Annotated in this window: 6 protein-coding genes; 4 read left to right on the plus strand and 2 right to left on the minus strand. The window is 72.8% G+C overall.

Translation table 11 applies throughout. From position 1 onward, the window contains the following. The first annotated feature begins 6 nt into the window (after nt 1–6). Together aceB and ACFV7Q_RS27070 are read left to right on the plus strand one after the other, a co-directional pair. Nucleotides 7–1,599: a malate synthase A gene (gene aceB, locus ACFV7Q_RS27065; protein WP_385432112.1), complete on the plus strand. Its 1,593-nt coding sequence runs from the start codon at nt 7–9 to the stop codon at nt 1,597–1,599. Next, nucleotides 1,596–2,468: a 3-hydroxybutyryl-CoA dehydrogenase gene (locus ACFV7Q_RS27070; protein WP_385432101.1), complete on the plus strand. Its 873-nt coding sequence runs from the start codon at nt 1,596–1,598 to the stop codon at nt 2,466–2,468. Before aceB ends, ACFV7Q_RS27070 begins: the two co-directional genes overlap by 4 nt. Nucleotides 2,469–2,668: 200 nt before the next feature. Here ACFV7Q_RS27070 and ACFV7Q_RS27075 read toward each other — a convergent pair whose 3' ends face one another. Both ACFV7Q_RS27075 and ACFV7Q_RS27080 read right to left on the minus strand, forming a co-directional pair. Continuing rightward, complete coding sequence (locus ACFV7Q_RS27075; protein ID WP_385432103.1) at nt 2,669–6,055, minus strand: BTAD domain-containing putative transcriptional regulator; 3,387 nt, start codon at nt 6,053–6,055, stop codon at nt 2,669–2,671. Between the two features lie 420 nt (nt 6,056–6,475). After that, complete coding sequence (locus ACFV7Q_RS27080; protein WP_385432105.1) at nt 6,476–6,781, minus strand: hypothetical protein; 306 nt, start codon at nt 6,779–6,781, stop codon at nt 6,476–6,478. 355 nt (nt 6,782–7,136) lie between these two features. Here ACFV7Q_RS27080 and ACFV7Q_RS27085 point away from each other — a divergent pair, with 355 nt between their 5' ends. Together ACFV7Q_RS27085 and ACFV7Q_RS27090 are read left to right on the plus strand one after the other, a co-directional pair. Next, complete coding sequence (locus tag ACFV7Q_RS27085; protein ID WP_385432107.1) at nt 7,137–8,945, plus strand: hypothetical protein; 1,809 nt, start codon at nt 7,137–7,139, stop codon at nt 8,943–8,945. A 1,240-nt stretch (nt 8,946–10,185) separates the two neighbouring features. Continuing rightward, nucleotides 10,186–11,224 (plus strand): FG-GAP-like repeat-containing protein (locus ACFV7Q_RS27090; protein ID WP_385432108.1); only part of this gene is annotated, 1,039 nt, incomplete at its 3' end.

Genomic DNA, 11,224 nt, shown 5'->3' on the forward strand with positions numbered 1-11,224 from the left:
CCTCCGATGACCACCCGTGCCCCTGCCCGCGCCGTGCGCGTCCTCGCGGCCCCGGGCGACCGCCACGACGAGATCCTGACCCCCGCGGCCCTGCACTTCCTCGCCCGGCTCGCCGAGGCATTCGGCGACCGCCGCCAGGGACTGCTCAAGGAGCGCCGCCGGCAAGCCATCCGCCTGGCCTCCGGATCTCCCCTCGACTTCCCCGTCGCCACCACCGCCGTCCGGAACGACCGGACCTGGCGCGTGGCCCCGCCGGCCCCTGGCCTGGAGGACCGCCGCGTGGAAATCACCGGACCGCCCCAGCGGCGGACGACCGTCAACGCACTCAACTCCGGTGCGCAGGTGTGGATGGCGGACTTCGAGGACGCCACCGCGCCCACCTGGGACAACATCATCGGCGGCCAGCTGAACCTCCTTGACGCGATCGAGCGCCGGATCGACTTCACCACGCCCGAGGGCAAGGAGTACCGTCTGGGTGAGGACCTGGCCACCATCGTGGTCCGGCCCCGCGGCTGGCACCTACTGGAAGAGCACCTGGAGGTCGACGGCCGGCCCGTGCCCGCTTCGCTCGTCGACTTCGGGCTGTACTTCTTCCACTGCGCGCAGCGCCAGATCGACGCCGGGTCCGGCCCGTACTTCTACCTCCCCAAGCTGGAGAACCGCTACGAGGCGCGGCTCTGGAACGACGTCTTCGTCTTCTCCCAGGACCTCCTCGGCATCCCCCGCGGCACGGCCCGCGCCACCGTCCTCATCGAGACGATCACGGCCGCGTTCGAGATGGAGGAGATCCTCCACGAGCTGCGCGACCACTCCGCCGGCCTCAACGCGGGCCGTTGGGACTACCTGTTCAGCCTGATCAAGACCTTCGGGCACCGCACCGACTTCCTGCTCCCCGACCGGGCCGAGGTCCTCATGACCGCGCCCTTCATGCGCGCCTACACCGGGCTGCTCGTCCGCACGTGCCACGAGCGCGGCGCCCACGCCATCGGCGGCATGGCCGCCCACGTCCCGAGCAAGGACCCGGAAGCCAGCGACCCGGCCCTCGCGAAGGTGCGCCTCGACAAGGAGCGCGAGGCCGAAGAGGGCTTCGACGGGTCCTGGGTGGCCCACCCGGGCCTGGTCCCGGTCTGCCGCGAGGTCTTCGACGGGGTCCTGGGCGAGCACCCGCACCAGCTCGACCGCACCCGCGAGGACGTACGGGTGGGGGCCCCGGACCTGCTCTCCGTCCGGCGGACCAGCGGCCCGCCCACCGAACGGGGCGTGCGCACCAACGTCGCCGTCGCAGTGCGGTACTTCGGGGCCTGGCTGCGCGGCCAGGGCGCCGTGGCCCTCTACGGTCTGATGGAGGACGCCGCCACCGCCGAGATCGCCCGGGTCCAGATCTGGCAGTGGCTGCGCCACGGGCTCCTCGACCGCGACACGGTGCTACGGGTACTCGACGAGGAGCTGGCCGCCTTCGGCGCCGAGCACCCCTGGGCGGCCCTCGACGAGGTGCGGGAGCTGTTCGAGCGCACCGCGCTCGCCACGGAACTCCCGCTCTTCTTCACCCCCGACGCCTACAGCCGCCACCTGGTGCGCCGCCCGGAGGTACGGTCATGAACGCCGCTATCCGCAGGGTGGGCGTGGTCGGCGGAGGTCAGATGGGCGCCGGGATCGCCGAGGTCTGCACCCGCGCCGGACTGGACACCGTCGTCTGCGAGGCCGACGCCACCGCCGCCCGGGCCGCCCGCGAGCGCGTTGCCGTCTCCCTCGAACGAGCCGTCCAGCGCGGCAAGTTGGACCGCATTGCCGCAGAGGACGCCCTGACCCGGCTGGTCTTCTCCGGCAGCCTGGAGGACCTCGCGGACCGGCAGCTCGTCATCGAGGCGGTGACCGAGAACGCCGACGTCAAGATCGAGACGTTCGCCGCCCTCGACAAGATCGTCGCCGATCCGACGGCCGTCCTCGCCACCAACACCTCCTCCCTCACCGTCATGCGCCTGGGCATGGCCACCGGCCGCGCCGACCGGGTCGTCGGACTGCACTTCTTCAACCCCGTGCCCGTTCTGCCGCTGGTGGAGGTCGTCTCCTCGCTGCACACCAGCCGCGAGACCGTCGAGACGGTGGAGGCGTTCGCCCGTGACGTCCTGGGCAAGACGGCGATCCGCGCGCAGGACCGGGCCGGCTTCGTCGTCAACGCACTCCTCGTGCCGTACCTGCTCTCGGCGATCCGGATGGCCGAGTCCGGCTTCGCCACCCCCGCCGACGTGGACGCGGGGATGGAGCTTGGCTGCGCCCACCCGATGGGCCCGTTGAAGCTGGCCGACCTGATCGGCCTCGACACGGTAGCCGCCATCGCGGAGTCGCTCTACGACGAGTTCAAGGAACCCCTGTACGCCCCGCCCCCGCTGCTGTCGCGCATGGTCCAGGCGGGGCTGCTCGGCCGAAAGACCGGCCGCGGGTTCCACACCTACGACCGGGACTGCTGAGGGGCAAGGGCCCGGTGCTGCCGCCGGACCGAGGGTCCCGACGGCGCACGGCCCGGTGGCGGTACGGCCGAGTGGTGTCCGCCTCACCCCCGCCGAGGTCGGGGCCGAGCACGTAGTACCCGTGCTCGGCCCGCTTCGCGGATGCGCATGGTCGCGCGGCCACGGCCCCACCGGACGGAGCCGACGGCGGCGCCCCGTGGTCAGCTGCCGGTGAGGAGGGCGACGACCTCGGCCGGGGAGAGTGCCGCGCCCGCAGCCTCCTCCTCCTGGTAGCGGTCGGGGCCCAGCACTGCCCGGGCGTCGTCCGGGATCGTGCCGACGGCGGCCTGCTCCGGGACCGAACGGGGGTGCCCCGCACGCCAGGCGGTGGCTGCCGCAAGGGCCCGTACGGCCTCTGCGGCACGGCCGGACCGGGCCAGCAGAGCGGCCGCGGTGTCGGTGAGCGAGGCCAGCACGCGCTCCGCGCAGTGCGCGGCGACGGCGGCGGCCAGGGCCGGGCCGATGGCGGCGAGGCCGGCCTCCGGGCCGGCCTCGCGTGCGAGCAGCACGGCGTCGACGTTGTCGAGGCCGGCGATGAGCTGTGCGGGCGCCGAGAACCTTTCGGATGCGGCCCGGGCGAGCTCGTACTCGGCACGGGCCCGCCCGAGGTCCCCGCGGACGAGGGCGAGGAGGCTGGAGAGCATGCCTGCGTAGGCCCGGACGTCGTACACCCCTCCGTAGTGGTCGACTTCGCGGGCCGCCTCGGCCAGTCGCTCCTCGGCGCCGGCGAAATCGCCCGAGCAGAAGGCGGCCTCGGCGATGCGCGCCACGGTGAAGGGCGCCTCGATGTGGGCCCCGACCTCGCGGGCGAGGCGCAGGCACTGCTCGTGCTCGGTGCGGGCCAGGTCGTACCGGCCGCGGGAGAGCGCGACCTCGCCGGCCGCCCCTGCCACCTGGGCGCGGGTCCAACGGTCACCGACGCGGTCCGCGATCTCGTGGAGTTCGGCGAGGTCGGCGTCGACGGTGGACAGGCCGCCGGTGAGGTCGATGGCCACGTGGGTGCGGAGCAGGAGGGCGAGGCCCAGTTCCCAGTCGCCGCCGTGCCGGCGGCAGTTGTCGACCGCCTCGTCGAGCCCTTGCAGGAGGTCGGGCACGTTGCCGGTGAGGAGCGTGGTCATCGGCCAGAGCATGCCGGGGAAGCGGGCGGCCTCGGGGCCGCCGGCCCGGAAGACCTGCCGGATGCGGTCGACCAGGGCGATGTTCCCGGGGGTGCGGAATTCGTCGGGGGTCCGGCTTTCGGCGAGCAGGAAGAGGTGGAGCATCCGCAGGCGCATGAAGCGCCAGTACGCGGTAGTGCCCTCGGGCGGCTCGGTGGCGAAGGTCTCCAGGACCCGGCCGGCCCGTTCCGCCCCCTCGGTGCGGTAGTTGCGCAGCCACCAGAACCAGCCGAGCGCGAGGGCGAACCGCTCGCCGGTCTCGCTGGCGCCGGCGGTGGTGGTGTGCAGGAGGGCTGCGCGGAGGTTGTCGAGCTCGGTCTCGATGCGCCGGATCCAGTGGAGCTGGGCGGCGCCGCGCAGGAGGGGCTCGGCTTCCTCGGCGAGGGCCAGGTAGTGCGCGGCGTGGCGTCCGGCGGTGGCGTGGTGGTCGGGGGCGTGCACGGAAGCGCGTTCGGCGGCGTACTCGTGGATCGTCTCCAGCATGCGGTAGCGCATGCCGTGGCCGTCGGGGTCGGGAGCGGCGACGACGAGGGACTTGTCGACGAGGGAGCCGAGGAGGTCGGCGACGTACAAGGCGTCGTCGGCGACGTCGGTGTCGTCGGCGCAGACGGCTTCGGCGGCCGGGAGGTCGCAGCCACCGGCGAAGACGGAGAGGCGGCGCAGGACGGTGCGTTCCTGGTCGTCGAGCAGGTCCCAGGACCAGTCGACGACCGCCCGGAGGGTCTGCTGGCGGGGCAGGACGGTGCGGGCGCCGCTGCTCAAGAGGCGGAAGCGGTCGTCGAGACGGTCGGCGATCTGGCGCGGGGTGAGCAGCCGCAGCCTGGCCGCGGCCAGCTCGATGGCGAGCGGGAGCCCGTCGAGGCGGGCGCAGATCTCGGTGACGGCGGCGGGGTCCCCGTCGGGCGTGAAGCCGGGGTGGACGGCGGCGGCGCGGTCGGCGAAGAGGCGGTGGGCGGGGTCGGGCGGGAGCGGGCCGACGGGGCGAACCGTTTCGCCGGGCACGGCGAGGGGTTCGCGGCTGGTGGCCAGGATCCGCACTCCGGGGCAGTGGGTGAGGAGCAGCTCGGCGAGTTCGGCGGCTGCGCCGACCACGTGCTCGCAGTTGTCGAGGACGATCAGCAGGCGGCGGTCGGCGCACATGTCGACGAGCCGGGCGGCGGGGTCGTCGGCGGCGGCCTTCTCGCGGGCCACGAGGGTGTTCTCGCGCAGGCCGAGGGCGCTGAGGACGGCGCCGGGGACGGCGGCGGGGTGGTCGAGGCGGGCCAGTTCGACCAGCCAGGCGGGCTCCGGGTGGGCGGTGGCTGCCTGCTCGGCGAGGCGGGTCTTGCCGGAGCCACCCGGTCCGGTGAGGGTGACCAGACGGAGGCCGACCAGGTCGGCTCGGAGAGCGGCGAGCTCCGGCTCGCGTCCGACGAAGGAGTTCAGGCGGGGCCGCAGGTTCCCGCTTGCGGGGCCGGGATGCCGGGCGGCCGGGGCCCCGGAGACCGGGGTACCGCCTGCCGGGCTCACGACAGCCGGAGTCCCGGGGGCTGGTGGCCCGCCGGCCGGGCCGACACCGGCGAGACCGGGGTACGCGCCTGCCGAGGCCCCGGGGGCCGGGGTGCCAGGGGCCGGGGTTCCGGGGGTCGGGGTTCCGGGGGTCGATCGCAGCAGTTCCGCGTGCAGTGAGGCGAGTTCGGGGCCCGGGTCGGTGCCGAGGGCGTCGGCGAGGGTGCGGCGGGTGCGCTCGTACGCGGCGAGGGCGTCGGCGCGCCGACCGACCGCCCACAGGGCGCGCAGTTGCTGGGCGCGCAGGGTCTCGTCGTACGGGCTCCGCTGGATCAGCGCCTCGATGTCGGGCAGCAGCCCCGCCGGATCGGCGTGGCCCGAGCGCAGGTCGGCCTCGATCCGGTCGCGCAAGGCGGCGGCGCGGTGCGCCTCCGGTGCGGCGGCGTGGTAGCCGCGGGCGGGCTCCGGGAGGTCGGCGAGGGCCGGGCCGCGCCACAGGGTGAGGGCGGCGCGGAGGGTTGCGGCGGCGCGGGCGGGGTCTGCGTCGGCCGAGGTGAGCTGGGCGCGGCCTTCGCGGGCGAGCCGGGTGAAGCGGTGCAGGTCGACGTCGTCGCGGTCGGCGACGGCGAGGCGGTAGCCGCCTGCGGGGTCGGTCAGGACGGTGTCCCGTCCACCGAGGGCACGGCGGAGCCGGGCTACGAGCGCCTGGAGGGCGGCCGGAGCGTCCTGGGGTGGGCCGTCGCCCCAGACCTCGTCGACGAGGTCGGCCACGGCCGCGGCCGTCGGCCCGCCGGCCCGGAGCGCGAGCGCGGCGAGCAGTGCGCGCAGGCGGGCTCCGCCGATGGGAAGGGGAACGCCGGACTCGCCGCGCGCTTCGGTGACGCCAAGGATGAAGAACTGCACCACCCAATTCTGCCGTGCCGGACTCCCCTCCCTCCGCCGACGGCATGTCCCGCGCCCTGCAGCTGAAGTCGAGGACCGGACCGGCAAGTCCGGCAGCGGCGCCGACGTGCCCCGAGCCGGCCAACTTCGCCGGCGAGCAGCGACCCAACCCCGTCGACGCGACCGGCGACGGCCTGCCCGGTTGCTACTCCGTTGAGCAGCCCGGTCTGCTCGCAGGGCTCGTTGACTCGGTGGGCCAGGGCGTGGTGACTCATCCCGCCGGCCGCGAGGACGGGCTCCAGGGGCGAGGTTGGGCGGCTCTGCCCGGCGCGTGCTCGGAGTCGTCACGGGCACTGCCTCACCCAATGCGAACAGCCCCGCGCGGCCGGCCGGTGCCGCTGCGGGGCTTTCAGTTCACGCGAATTCCGCGCGCGCCGTGTGTCAGCCCTTGGAGTTGGGCACGTTGGGTACGCAGAACAGGCCCTGCAGGTAGCGGAAGACGATGTGCTGTCCGTCCGGGCACCAGCCCTGGCGCGGGTCCTTGTCGAACGGGATGCCGTCGTACACGCCGCGCGTACAGAACGCCTTGGCGTCGCTGTTGTAGCCGCCGTAGAAGCCGCCGTTGTTGAAGCACTGATCGGCGGTGACGGTCGTCGGGGCGGTGGCGGTGGCGGCGGAGGCGGTCGCCATGGGGGCGATCGCGAGGGCAGCCCCGAGGGCGAGGGGGACCGAAATACGGTGTCGCACAATCAACTCCTTTATTTGCTGGACGTGTGTCAAAAATGCCGCCACTCATGCTTCCCGCTCGCCAACCCGAGGACCACACGTCCCGACCCCTGTTTCGCCCCCTAATGTTCCAGCTTGCCGTCTGACGTGCGGGTTCGGCTGGGCGGCAGGAGTGCAGCGGTCCGTGGAGTGGTCAGGGGCGGCCTTCGGGAGGCCGTTCCATGGCAGCGGTGGGCGACTGCTTGGCGTCGTCGCGGTCAGTTCGACCAGCTCAGAGCGTGGTTTCCTCCTCAGCGGCCACGGAGGCGCGGGGGACTGGGGGCGAAAAAGCTGCCGGCGGGCGTGCTTGTCGGTACCGTCCGTCATCATCGGACGCATGAACGACATCGAGACGGTCGCAGCCGTCCCTCCCATCCGCCGCAACTGGAACGGATTCGAGCTGTCCGACGCCCTCATGGGTTTTGTCAGGGCCTCCGGCTCCTGGAACGAGAATTCCTGCGCCGACATCATCCGTATCGGCCGCTATATCGAAGGCAGTTGGGCACCCGGGCCGGGCGACGGCGAGATCCGCCCCTCGGCGGCCGGCAGCTGGACCGAACTCGTCGGACGCCCGGGCGCACTCGCGCTGCGCGCCGCCTCCGCCGCGACCAGGCCGGAGCGCCGCAGGGTGCTGCTCGACTTCCTGGAGATGTGGGCACGCACCCCGTTCGCCGATCCTGCCTACCGCTTCCGCGTGGGCCGCCTCGCCGGGACCACCTCGTTCACCGTCCGCGACCGGCACGGCGCCTCGTTCGGCCTTCACCTGCCGGCCGCACGAAGGACGCTCTACTTCGAGGCCCTGCTCCCCGGCGCCGAGAACGCCCCGCGCCCCGAGGAACCGCTCTACGCCGCCGACTGCCACCGCGGTTGGGGCACCCCCGAGCAGCTGCTGCGCCTCGTGGAGCTCGTCCGCGAGCGCGGTCCGGTCCCCGTGGACGCGGACGTCGTCCTCGCCCTGAGCGGGGCAACCGGCCTCAGTCGTCCCGCCGCTGCCCTCGTCCTGGCCGGCAACTGCTGCGGGGGGAGCTACTGCGTGCCCTTCCTCGACGAGCACGAGCGTGCCACGTACGGTTTCAAGGTCGCCGAACTCGAATCGGCGCGCCGAGAGATGGCGATGCTGAACGACGACGAGCGGCTCGCGCTGCTCGCCGACGTACTGCCCCACGATCCCGCTGACCTGTGGGAGCCGGGCGGCCCCGCCCGCCTCGCGGAGCGCATCGCCGTCGCCTGGGCCGAGCAGCACGGCGCCCGGCCGACCGCGCCGTGGAGCACCTGGCAGGCCGCGGTCGCACTGAAGACCGAGATGCCGGCGGCCCACCTGTGCCACCTTCTCCTCGATCCGCCCAACGCCACCCTTCCGCCCGGCTTCCACCTGCGCATATGGCCCTTCGCACCCGAGCACCGGCACCTGCGCACCGCGTGGGACGTCATGGGCCGCTACGACGCCGAGACCGTCACGGACGCCCTCTTCACCGGCCTGACGTGGGCGTACGCTGACCTCCCTGCAGGCGACCCCGTCCGTGCCGGGGCACCGGAGGCCGTCCGCCACCTGCGCACCGTACTGGCCGGCGGTGACTCGCCGGCCCGAGTGATGCGCGCGGGCCTGGTCCACGGCGAACGGGGCGGCGCCCGCTGGGACTGGCTCACCGACGGCACCTGCGACCGCGTCATGTCCCGCATCACCGCCGACGACCTGCCCGCGGGCCGCTACGAGTCCGATCCGCGCGCCTGCGCCCCCGAGCTGGTCGCCGACGTCGCGGACACTCTCGGCCTGTCTGAGGACGCCGTCGCCCTCCACCTCCAGCTGCTGACGCTCCCCGTTCCGTCGGACCGTAACGTGCGGCGCTGGAACGCCTGGACACCGGCCCGCCACAAGGCGGCCGCGGCGGAGCTGCTCGCGCACGGCCTGGCGGTGGAGGACCGCCGGGCCCGCGCCGGACGCACCCTCTTCCTGCCCGGCCCGTGGGCACACGCCAAGCAGCCGCTGCCGCCGATGGAGTCCTGGAAGGCGCCCCTGACCGGCGCCCGGCTCTCCGCCGCCGGGACCGAGGTGCTGGACGTCGAGCTGCCGCCGGGCACGCTGCCCGAGCTGTTCGCCGAGGCGTGGCGGCTGGTCCGCGGAGGGGAGGGCCCGAAGGCGGCCTGAGAGGGCCAGCTGCTGGAGGCGAAGGAGAACCTTCAGCGCCTGCGCGCCGCCGTCCCGTTCAGCGAGGAGGAACGAGAGGCAGTCGAGGACGATCAGGCTGCCCTCATCAAGCTCCGCAAAGGGCAGGCCAAGTGTGGCTGTCGCTGCCCGCAATTTCAAGGGAGTCACCGACAACCGTCACGAGACCTCCTGGATCGACGCGCGACGCTTCGTCTGACACACGGTTGACCTGCTGCCGTGCCCCCCTGATTCCACAGAACCCAGCCGAACGCCGTACGCACCGCCCGGCCCAGTCATCCCTCGACCGCCCGGTACATGAGGTGCTTCGGCTCGCCTTGGGTGAAGCGCAGCAACTTGCTGGTGGATCCGGTGCCAGATCCGACCGCAACAGCCGCGCGGAGTCGACGTTCCTCGGCCTGGGCAGCAGGTTGACGTCGAGCGTGTGAGCGGAGGCGAATTTGGCGATGAAGGCGCCGCGCCTATCGGTGTCCTGCCGGACGATCTCCACGTCCGAGCACGGGACGGCGATTTGTTCGGTGCCGTCAGCGTGCAGCGTGGGCATCGGCGGTCCGGCGGCGACCGAACCCGCCCGCGCCCTGCTCAACTGCCCAGAGACCAGCTGCTGGAACCTGCCCCAAACTCAAGCCCCTCCGGTCGCAATCTCCTTCGAGTGAAAGCTGCCCGGTGCCGGACCGCTGCGCAGCAGCGGCGCCCCGCCTGCTGCAGCGGGTGAGGGACGGAAGGGGCCAAGGCCCATTGCGTTCACCTGGAAGCTCTTCCAACGGCCCCTGACCAGCGACGAGAGTAGTGAGCGCCGGCAGGGAACACCGACCGGCGGGCAAGAACCGAGAACGCATCACCGAGGGCTACGGACCGGGTCTCCGGTCGCCCGAACGCTCCGATTCAGCAAAGGACTTCTGCCGTCATCCGCACCCGAATCGCCCTGGCCGCCGACCCTGCTGCCGCAGCGGCCACCACGAACTCCACCGCGGCCGCCACCCCGGTCGGGAAGCCGGTCGTCGCCACCACCGACGACGTGGTCTGGCAGTAGGCCCCCCAGCCCGGCGTCCCCAGCCCGACTCAGCTCCACTCAGCTGCACTCAGCGTGTCAGCGCCACTGAGCTCCACTTCTTCGTCCGCCCCGGTCCAGCCGTGACCGCTGCTCCTGCAGGGCAGCAGTCATACGGACTGCGCGGGCACCACCAACTTCTCGCCAGCAGCACCGACCCGAGGATCTGTCATGTCCCTGTCGTTTCGTACTCGCCGCTCCCTCTCCGCCGCCGGTGTCACCCTCGCCGCCATGGGATGCACCCTGAGCCTGGCCGCCGCCCCCGCCTTCGCCGACACCACCACCCAGGCCGCTGCCCTGGCCCGGGCACAGGTCGGCGACCACGCCTGCTCGATCAACACCCTCGGCGGTAGAGGCTTCCTGACGAGCTGCAACACCGCCACCGGCTACGAGGCGGAGCCCTGGTGCGCGGACTTCGTCAAGTGGGTCTGGAAGAACTCGGGCTTCAACGTCAGCGGGACGGACGCACGGGCCTCTTCGTTCTACTCCTACGGCCAGTCGAACGGCACCCTGCACACCTCGTCCTCGTACCAGCCCCGGGTCGGAGACGCCGTGGTCTTCGAGTACTCGAACGGCTGGGCCCAGCACGTCGCCATGGTCACCGCCGTCTACTCGGACGGCTCGATCATGACCACCCACGGCAACTGGAGCGACCGGGTCGCCGACGTCGCGGTGAGCGCCTCGCAGAAGCAGGTGGGCGACACACCCAGCTCCATCGGCCAGCGCATCAGCGCCTACGTCACGCCGCTCGGCGCGACCCCGGCCTCGTACAGCAAGGGCGACCGCGACTTCACCGGTGACCTCAACGACGACCTGCTGGGCGTGAGCGCGAGTGACGACAAGCTGCGCATGTACGCCGGCAACGGTGACGGCGAGTTCGCTTCGCACGAGGTCGGCCCCGGCTGGGGCGGCATGGACAAGATCAGGGCGGCCGACTTCAACAACGACGGCGAGGGCGACCTCGTCGCCCGCAACGCCTCGACCGGCGACCTGTACCTCTACCTCGGCAACGGCAACGGCGGCTTCAAGAGCACCACGAAGATCGGCACCGGCTGGAACAGCATGTCCGACTTCGTCGCGGGCGACTTCACCGGTGACGGCAAGGCCGACATCGTCGGGGTCCGCAAGGACGACGCGACCCTCCAGCTCTACTCGGGCACGGGCACGGACGTGACGCACACGAAGCAGATCGGGCAGGGCTGGTCCGGCA

Origin of the sequence: Streptomyces sp. NPDC059851 (genome assembly GCF_042732005.1) — a bacterium.
Taxonomy (GTDB): Bacteria; Actinomycetota; Actinomycetes; order Streptomycetales; family Streptomycetaceae; genus Streptomyces.